The following is a 21,171-nucleotide window of genomic DNA, read 5'->3' as shown; positions in this document are numbered from 1 at the left end:
GATTGGATCGGACATACTGAGTACAGTGAAACCAGAATAGAGCAATTAGATCACATCTTTAATCTGATTGGTATTACTTCTCATCTGGTCGCTGAAGACCGAAATGAGCGTAGGCTCGTGTGGTCGCAATCCGTCCTCTGGGTGTACGTTGCAGATACCCCTGCTGGATCAGATAAGGCTCCAGCACATCTTCGATAGTATCTTTCTCTTCCCCGATCGCGGCGGCCAGATTATCGAGACCCACCGGGCCCCCCATAAACTTGTCTATCACAGCCAACAATAACTTGCGGTCCATGAAGTCAAACCCTTCGTTATCGACATCCAGCATGTCCATGGCGCGGGCCGCGATGGGGCCATCGATGCGGCCATCGGATTTCACCTGGGCAAAATCGCGCACCCGCCTTAACAAACGGTTAGCAATCCGCGGCGTGCCGCGAGAGCGACGTGCGACCTCAATGGCACCATCTTCCGTCATCTCGAGTCCCAGGCAGCGGGCACTGCGGGAGACGATATCGGTCAGATCCTTGACGTTGTAGAACTCCAGCCGCTGGACGATGCCGAAGCGATCCCGCAGCGGGCTGGTGAGTGAACCGGCCCGGGTGGTGGCGCCAATCAGGGTGAAGGGAGGCAGATCCAGCTTGATGGAGCGGGCCGCAGGCCCCTCCCCGATCATGATGTCGAGCTGGTAATCCTCCATCGCCGGATAGAGCACCTCCTCCACCACCGGACTGAGGCGGTGGATCTCGTCGATGAACAGCACATCGTTCGGTTCGAGGTTGGTGAGCAGCGCCGCCAGATCCCCCGCTTTCTCCAGCACCGGGCCGGAGGTGGTCTTGATATTGACCCCCATCTCGTTGGCGACGATGTTGGCGAGGGTGGTCTTGCCCAGACCCGGCGGGCCAAAGATCAGCAGGTGATCGAGCGCCTCGCCCCGCTGGCGCGCCGCTTCGATAAAGATCTCCATCTGCTCGCAGACGGTATCCTGACCGGTGTAGTCAGCCAGCTTCTTGGGGCGGATGGCCCGATCGATAATCTCATCCTCGCGCGCGGCGCTTGATGAGATAAGACGGTCTGCTTCAATCATCAACTACCTCACACCAGGCTACGCAGGGATTCACGGATGATCTCTTCCACCGACATCCCCTCTTTGGCGATCTTGCTGACAATCTGGCTCGCCTGCTGCGGCTTGTAACCGAGAGCCACCAGCGCACTGGCCGCCTCTTCGGTCACATCCGGCGCACGCAATTCGGGCTCACTGGCTGGCAAGGTGACTAGGGCCGGAGAGAAGAGATCGTGGCTGACCCAGCCCTTGAGCCGATCTTTCATCTCCACCACCAGCCGCTCGGCGGTCTTCTTGCCGACACCCGGCAGTTTGACCAGGGAGCTTATCTCTTCGCGTTCGACACTCAGCACGAACTGGGTAGCGGTCATACCGGAGAGAATGGCCAGCGCCAGCTTGGGGCCGACCCCGTTGGTCTTGATCAGCTCGCGGAACAGCGCCCGCTCCTGCTTGTGGTTGAAACCATAAAGCAGCTGGGCATCTTCGCGCACCACGAAGTGAGTATGGATGGCCGCCTCCTTGCCGATCTCCGGCAAATCATAGAAGCAGCTCATCGGCATCTGCACCTCGTAGCCGACCCCGCCCACTTCCAGCAAGACCTCGGGGGGCTGCTTTTCAATGACAATGCCTCTCAAGCGACCAATCACGGCTCTCTCCTCACCAATACAGCTATTCGTAAATTGGCTCATAGCATAAAGAATAACTGGATAAGTATCCAGCATAGGGCCGTGACAGGAGCGTCGTCAGAGAGGCTTTTTATTCAATTAGCCACCATGCTTGATCGGGTGCAGCCAGTGCACGGGATGTTTCAACACCGCAGCGGACCCTGACCGGGGGATAAACCACTACACTAAACCCGTTCGGAACCGAACATGGTGCCAATGTCGATACCAAGGAAGGCCATCACATGAAAATTGTTACCACCGCCAATCTGGGTCTTGCCATCTTGCTCGGCTGCACGCTGGGCATGGGGATCGTGGGCTGGTATGGCAGCCAGCGGCTTGCCGACCTGCTCTCCTATGTGCTGGGCGCCGCCTGGCAGACCGCCGATGGCGCCATGGAGGGTTCGATAGAGCTGGGCAATCAGCAGCTCTATATCCAGAAGATGCAAAACGGCGCGCCGCTCAATCGGGCCGAACTCGATGCTGCCAAGGCTGCAACCGATGATGCGCTGGCCCGGGTCAGCCAGGGCCAGCTGATCGATAGCGCGGCCCTTGCCACCATGGATCAGCAGAAACAGGGCTATCAACAGCAGCAAGAGAAGCTGCTGGCGCTTTATCAGGCCTATACCGAGGCGGATCAGGCGCTGCATCAGAACGCCGACCTGATGGCCCGTCTCTCGACCCAGCTGGAGGTGATCGGCGATGGCGCGGTAGAGGCGCTGACCCAATCCCCCGACCAGACCATCAGCTGGAACAGCGGCCTCTCTACCCGCTGGGAAGCGGCCGACGGGGGGATGGAGTCCAACATCGGCTTTTTGCGCCAGCTCTATGCGCTGGAGAAGATGCGCAGACAGGGGGTCACGGCGGCGATCAAGGCCGAGCTGAAAGAGGCGACCGATTTCTACCACGAAGCGATCGACAGCATGCTCGGCACCGGGCTGTTCGATATCGAGGGAACCGGCGAATTTGCTGGCAAGACACTGTCGGCAGAGTATCGCGCCCTGCAGACCCGACATCAGCAATTGATGGGGCAGTGGATCGAGGCACTCGGCAGCTATCAGGCCCAGCAGGCTCTCTATGAGGCCAGTGCCGACCAGCTGAAACAACAACTGGTTGCCATCGAGGCGAGCGGTGATGCCACCGTCGAGGATCAGGTCACCCAACTCAACGGCATCATCAGCCAGACCCGCGCCCTGTTGCTCGGTGGCCTGTTGCTGAGCCTGATCATGGTCACTCTCTGCGGCTTCTGGCTGACCCGCAAGCTGGTGACGCCGCTGCTGCAAGTGGACAAACGGATGCAGGATATCGCCGCCGGCGAGGGGGATCTCAACGCACGCATCAACCTGCAACGGGATGACGAGATCGGTTCGCTGGCCAACAGCGTGGATCGCTTCATCGAAAAATTGCAGAAGATGATCAGCTCCACCATGGACAACAATCAGCACATCAGCGAACACGTCCACACCTCGGTCAACCGGGTGGAAGCGATCAGCCAGAGCAGCCGCCAGACCGCCGAACACGCCCAGGCCCTGCACCACGACAGCGAACAGATGGTGCAGGTAGCGACCACCATATCGGACAACTGCAGCATGGCGGCCCAGAATGCCAACGAGGTGCGCCAGCTGACCACCGAGAGCAGCCAGTACGTCGCCTCGGCCAGCGCGGGCATGCAGCGGGTGGTGCAGGAGGTGGGCGAGTGCGCCGTCGCCATCAACTCCCTCAAGGAGCAGGCGAGCCAGATTGGCCAGATCATCTCCACCATCAGCGGCATCTCGGAGCAGACCAACCTGCTGGCCCTCAATGCGGCCATCGAAGCGGCCCGGGCGGGCGAAATGGGGCGCGGCTTTGCGGTGGTGGCTGACGAGGTGCGCACCCTGGCCAATCGCACCGCCACCTCCAGCGCCGAGATCAGCCAGGTGATCAGCAGCATCCAGCAGCAGACCGAGACCGCCTACCTGATGATGCAACGCAACCTCAAGACGGTGGAGTCCGGCATGCAGGACTCCGAGAACACCAAGCAGATCCTGTTCAAGGTGGAAGGGGCCATCGACCAGCTGGCCGACATGGTACAGCAGGTGGCCGATGCCACCGGGCAGCTGTCACACACCCTGAGCCACTCCTCCGACAAGGTCTCCGGTATCAGTCTGCAAGCCAGAACCGGCGAACAGGAGGCGCAGGAGTGCCTGCAGCTCGCCTCCTCGCTCCATCAAGCCAGCCTGCTGCAGCAGCGCCTGCTCTCCCAGTTCCGGGTGTAGCCATCTCCCGCCGAGCCCGGCGCAGAAAAAATGCCAGTCCGCGTGAACGGACTGGCATTTGCTTTTCTGCGGACCGGACACACCGTCCGGCCATCGGCGAGTTACTGGCGAACCAGACGGTAGATGGCGTAGCCCGGGTGCTTCTCGTCATCCATCGGCAAGGTGGACTGATAGGCCAGATCCTTGCCTGCCAGCGCCTTGGCCTCTTCACGGGGCGATGAGTAGAGACGGACATCCACCCCGGCAGGCAGCGCCTTCATGTGCCAGTTGTTGTCGGCGGCCGGGCTGAATCCTTGCGGATTGCTGGCGGAACGGGATTTCAGATATTGGGCGACGATCTCGCGCGTCTCGAAGGGATCTTCATGCACGATATTGCTGCCATCCACACCCGGGAAGTGGCCGCCCCCGCTGGCGCGGTAGTTGTTGGTCACCACATAGAACTTCTGGGCCGGATCGATGGGCTGGCCGTTGAAGGTCAGGTTGCTGATCCGCTGACCCTCGCTCACCTTCTCCCCCTCCTTGTTGTAACGGGCGGGCTGGGTGATATCCACCTCGTAGTTCACTCCGTCGATCACATCGAAGTTGTAGGTGGGGAACTTCTCGTTCACCAGCCATTGCACCTCGCCCTTGGCCGAGTCAACCCAGTTGAACTGACCGGCACTCATCTCCAGCCACTCCTTGACGGTGGCGCCGTTCACCTCGACCACCTGCAGGGTGTTCGGGTAGATGTAGAGGTCCGAGACGTTGCGCAGGGAGATATCCCCCGCCGTCACATAGGTGAAATCGGTAATGCCGTTGCGACCACCACGGAACGGGGCGGCGGCAGAGAGGATCGGATAGGACTCCTTGAGCAGGCCATCCTTTTGCAACTGCTCGGCATGCTGGCGCTGGGCATCGCTCACCAGCTGCACCGAGGGGTCATCCTGCACCAACGCAAAGAAGCTGTGGATGGATGAGGTGATCTTGCCGAGCGGGCGATCCAGCCACTGGTTGGTCGCGTCGTGGTCCGCCTTGACCAGAGCCACTACCTGCTCGTCTACCTTGCTCCCTTCGCTGGAATCGATCTGGCGCAAGGCTGATTGGCTCTGCTTCACCTGCCACTTGCCAGCCACCTGCTCCAGCTTGAGATCGATGATCCCCAGATGGTTACCCCAGAAGCCCGGCATCACGGTGGGAATCCCATTCAGGGTGCCCGCCTGATTATCCACCAACGGCAGATCCGGGAAGTCGCCGGGGAAGTTCTTGTGGGCATGGCCCAGCATCAGGGCATCGATCCCCTCGACCTTGGCCAGATGCCAGGCCGCGTTCTCCATCATGGCTTCATAGCTGCCGGCATTGATGCCGGAGTGAGCGACCACCACCACCACGTCGGCCCCCTTGGCGCGCAGTTCGGGCACATAGTGGTTGGCGGTTTCGACCATGTCGGCCACCACCACCTTGCCTTCCAGATGACGCTTGTCCCACTGCAGCACCTGCGGCGGCGTCAGCCCCAGAATACCAACCTTGACGGTCTGCGACTGCCCCTTGTCATCCTTCACCTGACGATCCAGCAGCAGATAGGGGGTGAACTTGTTGCCGCTCCAGTCGATCTTGCCATTGCTATCACGCTTGAAGGCATCCCCCTCAAACACGTTGGCGTTGACGTAGGGGAAGTTGGCCCCTTTAAGGATCTTGCCCAGATAATCGAGGCCGTAGTTGAACTCGTGGTTGCCGAGGTTGCCCACGTCATAACCCAGCTCATTCAGTGCCTTGATGGCGGGATGGGCCTGCTTGTCGAGGTAACCGGCACCCGATTGCTCGAAAATGTAGTCCGCCAGCGGCGAGCCCTGGATCAGGTCACCGTTGTCCAGCAGCAGGTTGTTGGGGTTCTCGGCGCGGGCGGCGCGGATCAGCAAGGCGGTACGGGAGAGACCGAATTTGCGATCCTCCTTGTTCTGGTAGTAGTCATAGCCCAGCACATTGGAGTGGATATCGGAGGTCTGGATCAGCCGCAGCGAGACGGCACCGGGCTGATCCTGCTTTTCTGCGCCACAGGCAGACAGCAGCATGATGGAGGCAATGACGCCCAGCTTCATGGTTCTATTCACTGGATTTTCCTTATTTTTATCTAGCAAGTCACAAGGATGGAAAATTTCACCGGAGAATATGCCACAAACTGGCGTCTTGATTAATTTTTATGAAACCGGGCAGCACAATGCCCGGTCCCCTGCTAACCCCCCAGGGCGAGTTGCAGTGCCAGCGTCAGCATGATGATGCCGACCAGCAGGTCGATCCCCCGCTGCACCCGGCTGCGTGCCAACCAGGGCGCCAGTGCCGCCGCCCCCAGCGCCAGCGAGTAGAACCACACCAGCGAGGCCAACATGGCCCCCGCCGCAAAAGCCGGGCGCAGGGACTCATTTACCTGACTACCCAGCGAGCCGAGCAGCATCAGGGTATCGAGATAGACGTGCGGGTTGAGCAGCGTGACCCCCAGCGTCATCGCCAGCACGCTCTTGGCCCCCATCCGCCGGGCTGAGTCGGCCAATCCCTCCCCCTTACCGCGCCAGGCGCTGAGCAGGGAGCGGCCGCCAAACCAGCTGAGAAACAGCACCCCGCCCCAGGTGAGCAGCGCCATGCCGAGGGGGCTGGCGGCCAGCAGATTGGCTCCGCCAAATACGCCGATGGCAATCAGGACGAGATCGCAGCCGCTGCAGAGCGTGGCGCTCAGCAGATGGTGATTGCGATGGATGCCCCGGCTCAGCACAAAGGCATTCTGGGCACCGATGGGGATGATCATGGCAAGGCCGATGGTGAAGCCTTGCAACGTCGTAGCGAGCAGCATGAGAGTACCGTCCGAAGTGATGAATGAACGGCACTATAGCGAGGGGGAAGCATCCAGAGAAATGCGTTGATTTACTGATTGATTCATTTTGCTAATGATGGCCGCCACAGCAATCCGCTATTCAATCCCTTGTCAATTACCGGATCTGACAATTGTGACCCTCGGAGTGCGGCAGGAGAATCGGTTGTGTCTGTCGAGCTCCGACCTACTGCAGCACGCTGGGGAAGTTGGTGACCACAACCTGCTCCAGATTGGGTAACAACAGCCCGGTGCCAACGCCCTTGGCAATGGCCTGATAGCGGTTCATGGAGCCGGTTTTGCGGGTGACCTGATTGAGGTGGTAATTGACCGTGCGCTCGGTGATCCCGAGGATGCAGGCGATCTCGCTGGAGGTCTTCCCTTCACTTGCCCAGAACAGGCACTCGGTCTCGCGCTCGGTCAGGGGCTCTTTGCCCGCACTGTCCATCATGCTGAACCGCACCACCCGAATGGCCGCATCAAAGATGTAATTGGACATCCAGGAGAGGATCGGCGAGGACTCCAGCAGCAGATCGCTCGAGGCCCGCTCGGCCGTGATGAAGGAGAGAATGCCGTTCTCCCCGGCTGCGCCGTGCAGGGGGAAGGAGATGCCGTTGCGCAAGCCGAACTCGGCTGCCAACCCCATCACATCCATGCTCCCCTCTTGCAGAAAGCTGGCTCGCTCATCGAGGCGATTCCAGTAGATGGGCAGCGTCTGCTTGCGCGCCAGCTGGATCACCGGATCGCACGCCAGCATGTTGTTCTCGGTATAGGCCTGCACCCAGGAGTCGGGGCAGCGGTTGAACAGCACCACCTTGGGCCTTTGCATCGACATCGGCAGGATCAGGGCAAAGCGGTAGTAGTCGTAGCCCATCCCGAGCGTAAAGCGACCAATCAGTTCGGCCAGACAATTGCCATCTGTCACCGAAGTGAAATGTTCGAGGTACTCAAGCAGTTGGTCTCTGTTCATATGAAAGCCCCCTTGGCCAGACATGTGATTATAACGGCGAATAGCAAGATAGAGGGTCCAAAATGTTGGTTTTCAAAGGAAAATTGAGAGAACACCCACGAAATGAGGTGGAAAATGAACTCTATCGCTTTCGAAATCGCGTCTTTTCCGACCGGCTCGGCTGGGATGTGGAGTCACATCGTGGCCTGGAGCGCGACAACTTTGACACGCCAGATACCCACTGGGTGCTGATCGAAGACGAGCAAGGCGTGTGTGGCTGCATCCGGCTGCTCAACTGTGCCGATGCCTATATGCTGCCCACCATCTTCCCCACCGCCCTTGCCGGTGAACGCGCACCACGCAGCCCCGATGTCTGGGAACTGACCCGTCTGGCTATCGATGCCCAGCGCGCTCCGCGCATGAATAACGGCGTCAGCGAACTCACTTGCGTCATCTTCCGCGAGGTCCATGCCTTCGCCCAGGCCCACGGGATCCGCGAGCTGGTCGCCGTCGTCAGCCTGCCGGTGGAGCGCATCTTCCGCCGCCTCGGCCTGCCCATCGAACGACTCGGCCACCGTCAGGCGGTCGATCTGGGCGCGGTGCGGGGCGTTGGCATCCGCTTTCATCTGGATGAACGCTTCGCGCAGGCGGTCTCCCAACCTCTGCTGGGCCATTATCAAACCAGTCATTATCCACTGCAGCAGCCGTCACTGGCGCTGGCAGTCCACTCATAAAAAATCCCGGGAAAACAGACCCGGGATAAACAGATCGCTATGATTCCGCAGGGCTACCCCATACGGCACCAGAGAGTATCCTCCCTCAGTGACCTGACCACTACTGTCAAAAATCACAGCGCCGCCCCCGTTTCAGCCACCATTGTTGTCCCGGCCCGGCTGACGTAGAGTCAGCCCTGATACAACGGGAGGGACGCAATGAAAGAGCTGGATTACAAACTGCTGCGGGCACTGGATGCAGTGCTGCAGGAGCAGAACTTCGATCGGGCGGCCAAGTCGCTCCATATCACCCAGTCGGCCATCTCCCAACGGATCAAGCAGTTGGAGCAGCAATTTGCCGAGCCGCTGCTCATTCGCAGCCAGCCGCTGCAGGCCACCCCGCTCGGCCAGAAACTGCTGGCCCACTACCGTCAGGTACACCAGCTAGAGCTTGAACTGGCGGGGGATCTGACCCCCGACGAGCCGCAGGGGCCGATCCGGATCAGTATCGCCGTCAACGCTGATAGCCTGGCCACCTGGTTCCTGCCCGCCATCGCCCCGCTGCTGGAACTGCACCCCATCGAACTCAACCTGCTGGTCGATGACGAGAGCCGTACCCTCGACAAGGTGCGCGAGGGGCAGGCCTTTGGCGCGGTCAGCCTGCAGCCCCGGCCGCTGGCGGGTTGCTGCGTCGACGAGCTGGGGGAGATGAACTACCTGCTCACCGCCAGCCCCGCCTTCGTGGCGCGCCACTTTCCCCACGGTCTGACTCGGGAGGCGCTGGCCAGGACACCGGCGGTGGCGTTCGATCAGCGCGATGATATGCATATCAGCTTCATGCGCCGTCACTTCGGGCTGGAGCCCGGCGGTTATCCCTGTCATACCGTTCACTCGTCAGAAGCCTTCGTCGCCATGGCCGAACAGGGGCTGGCCTACTGTCTGATCCCCGAATTGCAGATCAGATCGCAGCTGCAAGCCGGAACACTGGTCAACCTCAGCCCCGACCACATCTTGATGGAACGACTCTACTGGCACCGCTGGGTACTGGAAAAAGGGGTGCACAAACAGCTCTCCCTGCGGCTCATTGACCACGCCAGATCGCAGTTGAAACCACGCTGAGCAGGCCATTCACCTTGGCTTTGGAGGGGTAAAAACGTATAGTGCTGGGCGATCCTTCATCAGGTCTCCACCCAGGTTTTCCACTTCAGGTTCCTCACTTATGTTCCAAGACAATCCGCTGCTGGCCCAGCTCAAGCAACAAATCCGCGAAAACATTCCGAAGAAAGAGGGTGTGATCCGCGCCTCGGACCGGGGCTTCGGCTTTCTGGAAGTCGATGAGAAGACCAGCTATTTCGTGCCGCCTCCCTACATGAAGAAGGTGATGCACGGTGACCGGGTGACCGCCCTGATCCGCACCGAAAAAGAGAAGGAAGTGGCCGAGCCGGATACCCTGCTGGAGCAGTCCGTTACCCGCTTCGTGGCCCGGGTCAAGATGTTCCGTGACCGCCTCAACGTGGTCGCCGATCACCCGCTGATCAAGGATGCCATCAAGGCCCGCGTCAAGAAGGGCCTAGATGAGAAAGAGTTCAAGGAAGGGGACTGGGTGGTGGCCACCCTCAAGCGCCATGCGCTGGTTGACGGCAACTTCTCTGCCGAGATCATCCAGAAGATCGCCGCCCAGGAAGATCACAATGTGCCCTGGTGGGTGGTGCTGGCGCGCCACAATCTGGCCCAGATCGAACCGGCTGACTTGCCGGAGTGGAAGGTCATCGAGGAAGAGGAGCTGCCACGCACAGATCTGACCGATGTCCCCTTCTTCACCATCGACGGTGCCAAGACCAAGGACATGGATGACGCCCTGGCAATCCGCAAGCTGGATAACGGCTGGGAGCTGCTGGTCGCCATCGCCGACCCGACCGCCTATGTGGCCGAAGGGAGCGAGCTGGACAAAGAGGCCGCCCAGCGCGCCTTTACCGTCTACATGCCGGGCCGCAACGTGCCGATGATCCCGCGCACCCTCTCCGACGAACTCTGCTCCCTGAAAGAGGGCGAGGAGCGCAACACCCTGTGCGCCCGTCTGCACATCGCCGAAGATGGCCTGCTGATGGAGGAGACCGAGTTCTTCGCCGCCCGCATCTGCTCCCACGCCCGCCTCAGCTATGACGATGTCTCCGACTGGGCCGAGCATGGCAAAGCGCTGACCATCGATGCTGGCGTGCTGGCCCAGCTGCCGCTGATGAAGGCGATGACCGAAGCGCGCATCGCATGGCGCACCGAGCACGCGCTGGTATTCCCGGATCGCCCGGACTACGACTTCGAGCTGGGCGAAAATGGCGAAGTGCTTGCCATCCACGTCGAGCCGCGCCGCATCGCCAACCGCATGGTGGAAGAGTCGATGATCGCCGCCAACATCTGCGCCGGTCGCGTACTGGGCAAGAGCGTCGGTTACGGCATCTTCAACGTTCACACCGGCTTTGACGAAGAGTCCCTCGACGGCGCCATCGACCTGCTGAAAAGCGCCGAGGCCCCGTTCGAGCGCGACGAGATCGCCAGCCTGACCGGCTTCTGCGCCCTACGCCGCTGGATCGACAACCTCGATACCCGCTGGCTGGATGGCAAGATCCGCCGCTTCCAGAGCTATGCGCTGATGTCCTCCGAACCGGGCGCCCACTACGGCCTGGGTCTGGATGCCTACGCCACCTGGACCTCCCCGATCCGTAAATACGGCGATATGGTCAACCATCGTCTGCTCAAAGCGGTCATCGCTGGCAAGACCCCGGGTGAGCGCCCGAGCACAGAGCTCACCGAGCATCTGACCGCCTGCCGCCGCCTGCACCGCATGGTCGAGCGCGACATCGGTGACTGGCTCTATGTCCGTTACCTGAAAGCCGCCGCGGGCACCGATCAGCTGTTCAACGCCGAGATCATCGACGTGATGCGTGCCGGTCTCAAGCTGCGTCTGCAAGAGAACGGCGCCGTGGTCTTCATGCCTGCCCGTCATATCCTCGACAACAAGGATCGGCTGGAGTGCAACTGGGACAACGGCCGCGTCTATCTGGACAAGACCGAAGTGGTCTATGAGCTGGGCCAGATCATCGAGGTCAAGCTGAGCGAAGCGGTGGAAGAGACCCGCTCCCTCATCGCCAAGCCGGCGGTCGCGCTGGTACCGGGCCCGGCACCGGAAGCACCGGTGGCCGAGAGTGCGCCAGCCGATAGCAGTGAAACGCCTGCGGACGCGGCCACCAAGGCAGAATAAGCCGCGCAGAGTCATCTGATCTGCCCGTGAGCCCGCCATCGTGCGGGCTCTCTTTTTTGCTCCGCATTCTGCCCAACCCGCGACCAAAACCACCGCCACGGGGCACGGTTTTCACCGCGATGGGCGGAGAACTCAGTGAATGTTTCTATGAGCCGCACTGAATGCAACCGTTATGTGCGCTACCTCTCCTTTCTGACATATTAATCAAAGAGAAATAACTATATACTCGCTTGGGTACACCCCAAGGGATATTGGTATGCAGGAATGGGACCCGGAACACTTCACCAACTTCGCTCAGTTATGCGAAGTGAGCCTCGCCACCATCCGTGAAAAAACCGATGCCGAACGCCTTTACCTCTGGCTGAAAGCCCCCGAACCGCAACTCTACAGCTTTCAGCTCGATCAGGGGCTGACCAGACTGGCTCCCGCTCATCTCGAACAGCTGACCCTGCCCCACCATCTGATCGACAAGGCGATGGGCAAGGGGCAACTGGTGATCGAGCAGATCTACCAGCCGCCAGACTCCGGTGAAAATGTCGAGCCAGCCCAGCCGCGGCTGCGCGCCTGCTTCCCCCTCAAACGGCACATGAAACTGGAAGGGGTCATCTATCTGGAGACCCACCGCCGCATCGACCGCCTCTCCTCTCGCCAGCGTCAGGGCATCCAGCTGCTTATTCACTATCTGACTGCCGAACTGAGCAATCACCTGCTCTCTTGCCAGGTGGATCAGGAGCGGGATCAACGGCTCCATACCCAGACCGATCTGGTGCAGAGTCAGGCGCTGCAGGGCTCCTTCCTCAATATGCTGCAGGCACTGCACATGGTCAGCGTCACCCTCTCCCACAGCCGCAGCGAAAACGAGCTGCTGCGGGACGCCGTGCTGCTGGCTCGCAAGGAGCTGCAGTTCGACCGGGTCGCCATCTTCCTGATCGAGCCCGATGGCAAGACCATGCGCGGCACCTGGGGCACCAGCGAAGAGGGCGAGCTGGTCGACGAACATGGGTTCATCAGCCCCATTCCGGATCACCCCACGGTACAGGAGGCGCTCAGACGCAAAGACTACGTGCTGGTGCTGGAAGATACCCCGCTCTACTACGAGAAGCAGCAGGTAGGCCGTGGCTGGAACGCCATGGTATCGCTATGGGATGGCACCACTCCTATCGGCTGGATCGCCGCTGACAACCTGCTCTGGCACCGTCCGCTCAAGGCCTATCAGAGCGAGATCTTCAAACAGTACGCCGCCATTCTGTCACAACTGCTGATCCGCCAGCGCACCCAGGAGCAGCTGGAAACCCTCAACCGCCAGCTGGAGGCTCGGGTCGCCGAACGCACCATGCAGCTGGCCGAGACCAATCGGGCGCTGGAGGAGGCCAATCACCGCCTCTCCCTGCTGTCGCTGGAAGATCCCCTCACCGGCATCGCCAACCGGCGCCAGTGGGACATCACCATGCAGCGGGAGTGGGAGTGGGCACGACGCACCCAGAACCTGCTGGCGGTATTGATGATCGATGTGGACGAGTTCAAGGCCTACAACGACCACTTCGGCCATGCCAAGGGGGATCTCTGCCTGCAACAGGTGGCCCATGTGCTCCGGGATGCAGAGCGGCGCTGCACCAATCTGGTCGCCCGTTACGGTGGCGAGGAGTTCGTCATTCTGCTCTGCGCCCCCCAACCCGGTGAGGCCGAACAGCTGGCCGGGCGGATCCACGATGGTCTTGCCCGCTTGAAAATGCCCCATCCCGCCTCGCGGGTTGCTGATTTCATTACGGTTAGCATAGGCTTTAGCTATCTGGTTCCCTCCCAGGACGGAGCATGGCAGACCCTGACCGAACAGGCTGACCAAGCGCTCTACCACGCCAAGTCACAAGGGAGGGCCCGCACTCTGGCCTATCGGTGATCCCATGCTGTTGCGTCGCTATCCTATCTTCAATCGTCGCCTGGCTCTGGTGGCCTACGGCATCGACTATCAGCTCAGCTCACCGGCCGAATGGCCTTCACTGGCGCAACATTGCCGCCTGCTGGCGCAGGGGCGTCAATATCTGGTGCCCTTCACCCACGAACAGCTCGATGAACAGCGTCCCCTGCTGCTGGATCAGGACGCGATCCCGCTGGTTGAAGCCTCCAGCGAACGCCAGCCCAACTCGTTTCCGGTGCTGGAGCAGTGGCGCGACAGTCGGCGCAGACTGGCGGTACATGGCGCCAACCGGGATCCACGCTGGCTCGGCGCCAGCCGCCTGCTGGTGTACTGGATGGGGGAAGAGGGGATCTGCCAGCCCACCGAACACAAGCGGATGGCGCTGAACATCGAAACCTGGGCGGATTTTCTCCCGCTGCGGGAGGCCGGGGTCGACTTCTTTGCCGGCGGCTTTCTCGCCCGTCCCGAGCTGGTCAATCAGCGGGCCAACCAGCCCGATATGGCGCTGGTACAGCAGATCCTCCAGCTCATCTGCCACGAGGAGTTCTCCTTCGCCCAGGTAGCTCGCCTGCTGGAGCAGGATGCCTGGCTGCCCGGCCTGCTGCTCACCTACGTCAACGCCCCCGGCTTCGATCATGCCGCCCCCATCACCTCGGTACCCCGCGCCCTCTCCTATCTGGGGGAGCAGGAGATCCGCAAGTTCGTGCTGATCAACGGTCTGGCCCGGGTGAGCCAGCACATGCCGGAGGCCTGCACCCGCATGGCCATCGCCCGCGGCCGCTTCTGCGAGTTGATTGCCCTCACCGCCCTCGGTAAAGCGGAGGCCAGCTGGGCCTTTCTGGTAGGCCTGGTGCTCGATGGCTCCCTGCTGTCGGAGCCGCTGATGGCCCACCTGCCCAAGAGCGTGCAGCGCGCCATCGAACTGCACGAAGGGCCACTCTTTCATCTGTTTCAGCTGGTCAGCACCTATGAACAGGGCAACTGGGCCCTGCTGGAACAGCTTGCCCCCAAATATCAACTCGATCCGGCCCAGCTCACCCCCGTCTATTTTCAGTCACAAATGTGGGGGCAAGCGTTTCTCACCAGTTAGGAGATGGCAGGACGGTGAGTCACTGGCTAGAATGGGCTCCCTTTTTGCCAGAGGCTCACCCGCACCATGACTCTTTCCGGATTCCAAGGCCTGGTCTTTGACCTTGATGGCACCCTGGTCGACTCCATGCCGCTGCACCTCGCCGCTTGGGAACATACCGCCCGCGAGTTTGGCTTTCACTTCGACGCCGACTGGTTCTATGAGCTGGGTGGCATGCCGAGCCGCAAGATAGCCCTGCTGGTCGCACAGGAGCAGCAGATCCCCCTCGATCCTCTCGAAGTCACCCGCTGCAAGACCGCCCACTATGTGGCCAACCTGCACAAGGCGACCGTCTTTCCGGCCATGCAGGCGCTGGTCGAGCGCTATCATGGTGTCATCCCGATGGGGATTGGCACCGGCTCGCCCCGCGTCAACGCCGAAGCGGTGCTGCGCAACACCGGGCTGGATCGCTACTTCTCTGTGGTGGTCACCGCAGACGATGTGGAGCAGCACAAGCCCAATCCGGACACCTTCCTGCTGGTCGCCAGCAAGCTGGGGGTCGAGCCATCAGGCTGTCTGGTGTTTGAAGATACCGGTATCGGGGTACAGGCCGGAAAAGCGGCGGGTATGCAGACCTGCATGGTCAAAGAGGGTCAACCAGTCGGCATAACGGCGTAGTGCGGAAAAAAATATCGCCCTGCAAGGGGCGATAACCGGAACAGGCTCTCATACGGGACATGAATGAAAATGAGAGCAGGTTCCGTCAGCCGCTGACGCAGGGCGCGTCAACGAGGAGTGCGGGGCAGACGATTACTCGTTGTTGCCGCCGCCCTGATTGTCGTCATAACGACCCGGCGCACCGTGGGGGCGCGGCGCCATGGAGACACGTGGCTTGCGAGCACGCTGGATATTCACCTGCGGACGGCCGGTGTGCATGGCGATGGTGGAGATCTTGGCCTTGTAGACCAGCTGCTGGTTACCATGAGCATCGGTCAGCAGCACGCTGTACTGGTCGAACCCGCTGATGGTGCCTTCCAGCTTGATGCCGCTCACCAGAAAAATAGCGACCTGACTGCGGTTCTTGCGCAACCAGTTGAGGGCAGAATCTTGCCCGTTCCCGAGGGAGAAGGCTTGCTCGATGGTGGAGTAGCTTGGGGATTCAGTTGTCATAAATTATTGTCCCGCGGAAAAAAAGTGGCGTTTGATTGTGCTAAATGGGCACTGGCTTGTCAAAGTCATTCTCACTCCCGCCAGCAATAGCGGCCTCCGGGGGCTGGTCGCTGACCAGTACAACTGCGATAATCGCCAGCTCTGGCTCCACCACGGGCCTCATCTGGGGTTTTATCTTGCATCCGGCTTCACACCAACACCACACCACCTATGTCCATGATGCCACTGCCTGCGAAGAGTGTGATCTACTGATACCGGCCACACCGCTCGAGGTGGGGCAGGCCAGTTGCTGTCCCCGTTGTGGACACACCCTGAGTCGCCACCTGCCGCAGCAGGAGTTGCGCCCGATCGCCTATGGTTTCGCGGCACTCATCATGTTCGTGCTCGCCAATGCCTTTACCTTCATGTCCTTCTCGGCCAAAGGGATAGGCCAGGAGATGACCTTTCTGCAGAGCATCACTACCCTGGTGGATGAGGGCTATCTGTTTCTCGGCGCGGTGCTGAGCCTGACCCTGATCGGCCTGCCGCTGGTCTACATGGGCTCCATCATGCTGGTGCTGTGGCGGATCGATAAAGATCTGCACAGCAATGCCCTGCGCTCCCTCGGCCGCCTGCTCTGCCGGATCAAACCCTGGCTGATGGTGGATGTCTTTCTGGTGGGGGTACTCATCTCGCTGGTCAAACTGATGGGGATGGCCGACATCAAGATGGGGCTGTCGTTCTGGGCCTTCGTCGGCTACACGGTGCTGCTCATCAAGATGATCTCTTCGCTGGATCAGATGTGGCTGTGGCAGCGGCTGTTCGGCCCCACCGCACCGCGTGAGATCGATCCGGATGCGGGAGCACTGGAATCCGGTCTGGTGGGCTGCCACATCTGTGGCGCCCTCTGCGAGGTGGACAGCCACAGCTGCTCCCGTTGTGGCGGTCACCTGCATGCGCGCAAGCCGGGCGGCCTGAACCGTACCTGGGCGCTGCTGTTTACCTCCGCCATTCTCTATGTTCCCGCCAACCTCTATCCCATCATGGATACGGTGTTCCTCGGCGATGACAGCCCCTCCACCATCCTTGGTGGCGTGGTGCTGCTGTGGGCCATGGGCTCCTACCCCATCGCGGCGGTGATCTTTTTCGCCAGTGTGGTGGTGCCGCTGGTGAAAATACTCGCGCTATTCTGGCTTTGCTATATGGTGCAGCGCGGCAATGTCACCTCCCCCCTCGGCAAGCTCAAACTCTATCGCATGACCGAATTTGTCGGACGCTGGTCGATGATCGACGTCTTCGTGGTGGCCATTCTGGCGGGCCTGATCCGGCTCGACAATCTGATGACCATCTACCCCGGCCCTGCGGCCGTCGCATTTGCAGGTGTGGTGCTGATCACCATGGTCGCCGCCATGAGTTTCGACTCCCGCCTGATCTGGGATTTACAACAAGGAGAACGCGAACGTGAGTGAGCGTAAAAAAAGGTGGAAACCGGGCTCTGATTTTCTGAGCTCTGCCGCCGCAATCTGGATGGTGCCCCTGCTGGCGCTGTGCATTGGCATCTGGATGCTGTTCCAGCACTGGTACTCCCAGGGCCCGAGCTTCACCCTGACTGTTGCCACCGCCGAGGGCATCGTTGCCGGCAAAACAGTAATCCGCTCCCGCGAAGTGGACGTCGGCCGCATCGAGGCCGTCGAGCTGAGCGAAGACTACAGTCACGCGGTACTGAAGGGGCGGTTGAACAACGCCGCCTCCGGTATGCTGCGCGGTGACAGCCAGTTCTGGGTGGTAAAACCCCGGGTTGGTCGTGAAGGAGTATCGGGTCTAAGCACCCTGCTCTCCGGCGCCTATATCGAGCTTGCTCCCGGCAAGAAAGGGCGGGCGCGGGACGAGTACGCCATGCTGGACAAGCCGCCGCTCGCCTCGCTGGATGCCAAGGGGCTGCGCCTCACCCTCAGCAGTCGCGACACCCGCGCGCTGGGGGAAGGCTCCCCCATCAACTATCAGGGCTTCACCATCGGTCAGGTGGAAGAGGCGAAGTTCCTGCCAGAAAAGAGCGAGATGCAATATCAAATCTTCATCAACGCCCCCTATGACATTCTGGTGAGCAGCAACTCCCGCTTCTGGATGACCCCGGGCTTCGAGGTCTCCATGAGCAGCGAGGGGATGAAGGTGAAGATGGATTCGCTGGAGAGCCTGCTCGACGGCGGCATCACCATGGGCCTGCCACCCGGCTGGGCACCTGGCGACCCGGTCAAACAGATGGAAGGGTTCACCCTGTTCCAGGATGAGGCGAGCGTGCTGGCCGGTAGCCTGGATCAGTTCATCGACTACGTCTTCCTGTTCGATGACAACGTGGGGGGCCTGCACCCGGGCGCCGCCGTGCAGTACCGCGGCATCCGGGTCGGTACCGTCATCTCCGCCCCCTACCTCATCGAGGACAAGGGAGTGCAGATCTTCAAGAACCGCCAGATCCCGGTGCTGGCCCGTATCGAAGTGCAGCGCCTCTCCCACCGCTATGCCAAGGCGGAGAAGGATCAGTGGCGCGCCCTGTTCGGCAAGCAGTTCAAGGAGGGGTTGCGTGCCAGCCTCAAGACCTCGAGCCTGCTGACCGGCGGCAAGATCATCGACCTCAACTTCTATCCGGACGCGCCGCGCTTCGAGCAGGCCAAGCTGGCCGGTTATCAGGTCTTCCCCACCGTGCAGGGCGGGCTGGATCAGATCGAGCGCAAGGTGAACCTCATCCTCGACAAGTTTGTCGACATGGACATGGCGACCACCCTGACCAAGGTCAACGGGTCACTCACCACTCTGGATGGCACCCTGAAGAACATCAGTGCAGTCAGCGCCAACCTGAACAAGCTCACTGCCAAGGACGCCACCCAGCAGCTGCCGGCCTCGCTCAACGAGAGCCTCAAGCAGTTGCAGGAGACCTTGCAGGCCTATGATGCCCAGTCCCAGACCAATCAGGACCTGCGTCAGTCGGTGCAGACCCTCAATCAGTTGATGCGCGAACTGCAGCCGCTGGTGCACTCCCTCAACGAGCAGCCCAGCTCGCTGATCTTCGATCGCGCGCATCCATCGGACCCTGAGCCCAAGCGAGGCAAACAATGAAAAAAGAGATCCTGACGCTGGCCCTGCTGGGCCTGCTGGCGGGTTGCAGCAGCCAGCCAAGCCTGCACTACTACTCGCTCGATGCCGACAGCCAGCAACCCGTAACGGCCCCAGCCCAACCGCAGCACCAGCTGGTGCTGCGATCGGTGGCGCTGGCCAGCCAGCTCGACCGGATCAGTCTGGTCTATCAACTGGAAGGGCAAGAGCTGCACTTCACCGAGTACCATCGCTGGGCCGGTGCGCTCGACGATCAGCTCAACCAGCTCACCCTCAATGGCCTCTCCACCCGCCTGCCGGGCTGGGTGGTGCGGCAGGATGGCGCCCGCAAGGGGCCGGTGCTGACCATTCTGGTGGAGCGCTTTCAGGGCCGTCATGACGGCAGCGCCGTGCTGAGCGGCCGCTGGCGCCTGCTGGCGGAAGATGGCACCGTGCTGCGCGATGCCCCCTTCCGTCAGGAGCGGGTGCTACCGGCCGATGGCTACAACGCGCTGGTGAACGAACTGGGTCAGGGCTGGCAACAGCTGCTCGACCAGATCGCCGCCGAGGTGCGCCAGAGCGCCAGCTAACTGGCAATCCCCCCGATTGCAGAGATAAAAAAACGACGCCAGCTGGCGTCGTTTTTTTATGGGCGAGTGTCAGGTGATGACTCACGCCTTAGCGGGCTGGCTCAGGCGAGCAACCGCTTCGACGTGCATGGCGTAGAGGAGGAACATGTCAATCGCTCCGCGCCAATATCCGATCACGCTTTCGCTGGCAGGCTCAGACGGGCAACCGCTGCCACATGCATGGCGTGGAGGAGGAACATGCAAATCCCTCCACGCCAGTGTCCGATCACGCTTTCGCTGGTAGGCTCAGACGGGCTACCGCTTCCACATGCATGGAGTGCGGGAACATATCGACCGGCTGCACCTCATCCAGCACGAAGCCCTGTTTGACCAGCCAGGCAAGATCGCGAGCTAGGGTCTGCGGGTTGCAGGAGACATAGACCAGACGACGGGGCGCCATGGCGACCAGGGTCTGCAGTACCGCCTTGTCACAGCCCTTGCGCGGCGGATCCATGACCACCACGTCAGCGGTCACGCCCTGAGCGTGCAGCTCGGGCATCAGCTGCTCGGCCTTGCCGACGTGGAATTCGGTGTGCTCGATGCCGTTGAGGGCGGCGTTGCGGCGGGCATCGCTGATGGCGCTCTCCACCGACTCGATCCCCACGACCTTGGCGGCCTTGCCTGCCAGGAACAGGGAGATGGTGCCGATACCGCAATAGATGTCGAACACCGTCTCGTTGCCGGTCAGTTCGGCATACTCGAGGGCGCTGGAGTAGAGCACATCGGTCTGGGTCGGGTTGTTCTGGAAGAAGGAGAGCGGCGAGATCTCGAACTCGAGTTCGTGGATCTTGTCGCGGATCACCCCTTCGCCCAGCAGCACCCGGTTGGTAGCGCCCAGAATGCGGTTGGTGCGCTCATCGTTGATGTTCTGTACCAGGGTAGTGACCGGCAGATCGCTCAGGGCCGCCAGCAGCTCGGCTTCGAACGGCAGCTCCTCGCCCAGGGTGACCAGCACCACCATCAGCTCGCCGCTCTTGAAGCCCTTGCGGGTCATCAGGTTGCGCACGCAGCCGGTGTGGTTCACTTCGTCATAGGCCGCGATGTCGTGCTCGCGCATCCAGTTGCGTACCCGGGCGTTGAGCTCCACGTGCAGTGAGTCCTGCACCGCGCAGTCATCGGCGGTGATGAGATCGTGGGAGTGCTTGCGATAAAAACCGATCTCGGCACCCGCTTCACAACTGCGCACTGCATATTGCGTCTTGTTGCGATAGGCAAACGGGCTCTCCATGCCAAGGATATCCTTGACCGGAGTATCACCCAGCCCGGCCTGCTCCAGTGCGCTCTGCACCAGTGCCTGCTTGAGCTTGAGCTGGGCCGGATAGGCCAGCGGGCGCACCTGACAGCCACCACACTCGGTGTTGGGGCAGAAATCGGCAACCCGATCGGCAGAGGGCTGGAGCAGCTCGGCGACCTTGCCGTGCAGATAGTTCGGCTTGACCTCGGTCAGCTCCACCAGCGCCTGCTCACCGGGCAGCAGACCTTCGACAAACAGGGGGCGATCGAACAGGCGTCCTTTGCCATCTCCTTTGTCGGTCAGTTCCAGGATCTCGATCTGGTGTTGATGTCCCACTAACGGCATGAGCGGCTC

17 protein-coding genes are annotated in these 21,171 nt (G+C 61.1%); 10 read left to right on the top strand and 7 right to left on the bottom strand.

Features of this window, described 5'->3' with window-relative positions; genetic code table 11:
* Positions 1-73 precede the first annotated feature (73 nt).
* Together ruvB and ruvA are read right to left on the bottom strand one after the other, a co-directional pair.
* The gene (gene ruvB, locus PG888_RS09545; protein ID WP_042063596.1) at positions 74-1,084 is read right to left on the bottom strand and encodes a Holliday junction branch migration DNA helicase RuvB; all 1,011 of its coding nucleotides are present in this window, start codon (positions 1,082-1,084) and stop codon (positions 74-76) included.
* Positions 1,085-1,092: 8 nt separating this feature from the next.
* The gene (gene ruvA / locus PG888_RS09540; RefSeq protein WP_075113179.1) at positions 1,093-1,707 is read right to left on the bottom strand and encodes a Holliday junction branch migration protein RuvA; all 615 of its coding nucleotides are present in this window, start codon (positions 1,705-1,707) and stop codon (positions 1,093-1,095) included.
* A 260-nt stretch (positions 1,708-1,967) separates the two neighbouring features.
* On the opposite strand from ruvA, the gene PG888_RS09535 reads away from it, so the two are divergent.
* Complete coding sequence (locus PG888_RS09535; protein ID WP_182938257.1) at positions 1,968-3,977, top strand: methyl-accepting chemotaxis protein; 2,010 nt, start codon at positions 1,968-1,970, stop codon at positions 3,975-3,977.
* Positions 3,978-4,078: 101 nt separating this feature from the next.
* Here PG888_RS09535 and PG888_RS09530 read toward each other — a convergent pair whose 3' ends face one another.
* The 3 genes from PG888_RS09530 to PG888_RS09520 form a co-directional block, all read right to left on the bottom strand.
* Entirely contained in the window at positions 4,079-6,052 is a 1,974-nt protein-coding gene (locus PG888_RS09530; RefSeq protein ID WP_182939792.1) for a bifunctional 2',3'-cyclic-nucleotide 2'-phosphodiesterase/3'-nucleotidase, read from the bottom strand.
* Positions 6,053-6,186: 134 nt separating this feature from the next.
* Positions 6,187-6,798: an L-lysine exporter gene (gene lysE / locus PG888_RS09525; RefSeq protein ID WP_232093575.1), complete on the bottom strand. Its 612-nt coding sequence runs from the start codon at positions 6,796-6,798 to the stop codon at positions 6,187-6,189.
* A 205-nt stretch (positions 6,799-7,003) separates the two neighbouring features.
* Positions 7,004-7,786: a LuxR family transcriptional regulator gene (locus tag PG888_RS09520; RefSeq protein ID WP_075113182.1), complete on the bottom strand. Its 783-nt coding sequence runs from the start codon at positions 7,784-7,786 to the stop codon at positions 7,004-7,006.
* Between the two features lie 62 nt (positions 7,787-7,848).
* Between PG888_RS09520 and PG888_RS09515 the strand changes: the two genes are divergently transcribed.
* From PG888_RS09515 to PG888_RS09490, 6 genes are all read left to right on the top strand, one after another.
* Positions 7,849-8,499 carry an acyl-homoserine-lactone synthase gene (locus tag PG888_RS09515; RefSeq protein ID WP_182938258.1) on the top strand — a complete coding sequence of 217 codons (651 nt, stop codon included), beginning with the start codon at positions 7,849-7,851 and terminating at the stop codon, positions 8,497-8,499.
* 198 nt (positions 8,500-8,697) lie between these two features.
* The gene (locus PG888_RS09510) at positions 8,698-9,597 is read left to right on the top strand and encodes a LysR family transcriptional regulator ArgP (RefSeq protein WP_042656383.1); all 900 of its coding nucleotides are present in this window, start codon (positions 8,698-8,700) and stop codon (positions 9,595-9,597) included.
* 100 nt (positions 9,598-9,697) lie between these two features.
* On the top strand, positions 9,698-11,734 hold the full coding sequence (locus PG888_RS09505) for an exoribonuclease II (RefSeq protein WP_182938259.1): 2,037 nt from the start codon (positions 9,698-9,700) through the stop codon (positions 11,732-11,734).
* A gap of 256 nt (positions 11,735-11,990) precedes the next feature.
* Positions 11,991-13,631: a sensor domain-containing diguanylate cyclase gene (locus tag PG888_RS09500; protein ID WP_270693312.1), complete on the top strand. Its 1,641-nt coding sequence runs from the start codon at positions 11,991-11,993 to the stop codon at positions 13,629-13,631.
* A gap of 4 nt (positions 13,632-13,635) precedes the next feature.
* A complete protein-coding gene (locus PG888_RS09495; RefSeq protein WP_064335439.1) occupies positions 13,636-14,739 on the top strand; it encodes an EAL and HDOD domain-containing protein in 1,104 nt (367 codons plus the stop codon).
* Between the two features lie 66 nt (positions 14,740-14,805).
* Complete coding sequence (locus PG888_RS09490) at positions 14,806-15,396, top strand: HAD family hydrolase (RefSeq protein ID WP_182938261.1); 591 nt, start codon at positions 14,806-14,808, stop codon at positions 15,394-15,396.
* Positions 15,397-15,528: 132 nt separating this feature from the next.
* Here PG888_RS09490 and hfq read toward each other — a convergent pair whose 3' ends face one another.
* Positions 15,529-15,888, bottom strand: a complete 360-nt coding sequence (hfq, locus tag PG888_RS09485) for an RNA chaperone Hfq (RefSeq protein ID WP_005335772.1) — start codon at positions 15,886-15,888, stop codon at positions 15,529-15,531.
* A gap of 176 nt (positions 15,889-16,064) precedes the next feature.
* On the opposite strand from hfq, the gene PG888_RS09480 reads away from it, so the two are divergent.
* From PG888_RS09480 to PG888_RS09470, 3 genes are read left to right on the top strand one after another with little or no spacing between them, the layout of a single operon-like run.
* A complete protein-coding gene (locus tag PG888_RS09480) occupies positions 16,065-17,336 on the top strand; it encodes a PqiA/YebS family transporter subunit (RefSeq protein ID WP_182938262.1) in 1,272 nt (423 codons plus the stop codon).
* Entirely contained in the window at positions 17,329-18,978 is a 1,650-nt protein-coding gene (pqiB, locus tag PG888_RS09475; protein ID WP_182938263.1) for an intermembrane transport protein PqiB, read from the top strand. Before PG888_RS09480 ends, pqiB begins: the two co-directional genes overlap by 8 nt.
* Positions 18,975-19,544: a PqiC family protein gene (locus tag PG888_RS09470; protein WP_182938264.1), complete on the top strand. Its 570-nt coding sequence runs from the start codon at positions 18,975-18,977 to the stop codon at positions 19,542-19,544. The genes pqiB and PG888_RS09470 overlap by 4 nt, the downstream gene beginning before the upstream one ends.
* 265 nt (positions 19,545-19,809) lie before the next feature.
* On the opposite strand, the gene rlmD is transcribed toward PG888_RS09470, so the two are convergent.
* Positions 19,810-21,162 (bottom strand): 23S rRNA (uracil(1939)-C(5))-methyltransferase RlmD, encoded by a 1,353-nt coding sequence (rlmD, locus tag PG888_RS09465; protein WP_270693311.1) that lies wholly within the window; start codon positions 21,160-21,162, stop codon positions 19,810-19,812.
* Positions 21,163-21,171: the final 9 nt, after the last annotated feature.

This window comes from Aeromonas sp. QDB23, from assembly GCF_027707745.1.
In the GTDB taxonomy this organism is placed as follows: Bacteria; Pseudomonadota; Gammaproteobacteria; order Enterobacterales; family Aeromonadaceae; genus Aeromonas; species Aeromonas allosaccharophila.
Note: the sequence above shows the minus strand (reverse complement) of the source record. Positions and strands in the feature narration are given on the sequence as shown.

What these genes read in the sequence shown, in the direction of transcription:
- ruvB (WP_042063596.1), bottom strand. Translation starts at nt 1,084, where the DNA reads ATGATTGAAGCAGACCGTCTTATCTCATCAAGCGCCGCGCGCGAGGAT.
- PG888_RS09535 (WP_182938257.1), top strand. Translation starts at nt 1,968, where the DNA reads ATGAAAATTGTTACCACCGCCAATCTGGGTCTTGCCATCTTGCTCGGC.
- PG888_RS09530 (WP_182939792.1), bottom strand. Translation starts at nt 6,052, where the DNA reads ATGAAGCTGGGCGTCATTGCCTCCATCATGCTGCTGTCTGCCTGTGGC.
- lysE (WP_232093575.1), bottom strand. Translation starts at nt 6,798, where the DNA reads ATGCTGCTCGCTACGACGTTGCAAGGCTTCACCATCGGCCTTGCCATG.
- PG888_RS09520 (WP_075113182.1), bottom strand. Translation starts at nt 7,786, where the DNA reads ATGAACAGAGACCAACTGCTTGAGTACCTCGAACATTTCACTTCGGTG.
- PG888_RS09515 (WP_182938258.1), top strand. Translation starts at nt 7,849, where the DNA reads ATGTTGGTTTTCAAAGGAAAATTGAGAGAACACCCACGAAATGAGGTG.
- PG888_RS09510 (WP_042656383.1), top strand. Translation starts at nt 8,698, where the DNA reads ATGAAAGAGCTGGATTACAAACTGCTGCGGGCACTGGATGCAGTGCTG.
- PG888_RS09505 (WP_182938259.1), top strand. Translation starts at nt 9,698, where the DNA reads ATGTTCCAAGACAATCCGCTGCTGGCCCAGCTCAAGCAACAAATCCGC.
- PG888_RS09500 (WP_270693312.1), top strand. Translation starts at nt 11,991, where the DNA reads ATGCAGGAATGGGACCCGGAACACTTCACCAACTTCGCTCAGTTATGC.
- PG888_RS09495 (WP_064335439.1), top strand. Translation starts at nt 13,636, where the DNA reads ATGCTGTTGCGTCGCTATCCTATCTTCAATCGTCGCCTGGCTCTGGTG.
- PG888_RS09490 (WP_182938261.1), top strand. Translation starts at nt 14,806, where the DNA reads ATGACTCTTTCCGGATTCCAAGGCCTGGTCTTTGACCTTGATGGCACC.
- hfq (WP_005335772.1), bottom strand. Translation starts at nt 15,888, where the DNA reads ATGACAACTGAATCCCCAAGCTACTCCACCATCGAGCAAGCCTTCTCC.
- PG888_RS09470 (WP_182938264.1), top strand. Translation starts at nt 18,975, where the DNA reads ATGAAAAAAGAGATCCTGACGCTGGCCCTGCTGGGCCTGCTGGCGGGT.
- rlmD (WP_270693311.1), bottom strand. Translation starts at nt 21,162, where the DNA reads ATGCCGTTAGTGGGACATCAACACCAGATCGAGATCCTGGAACTGACC.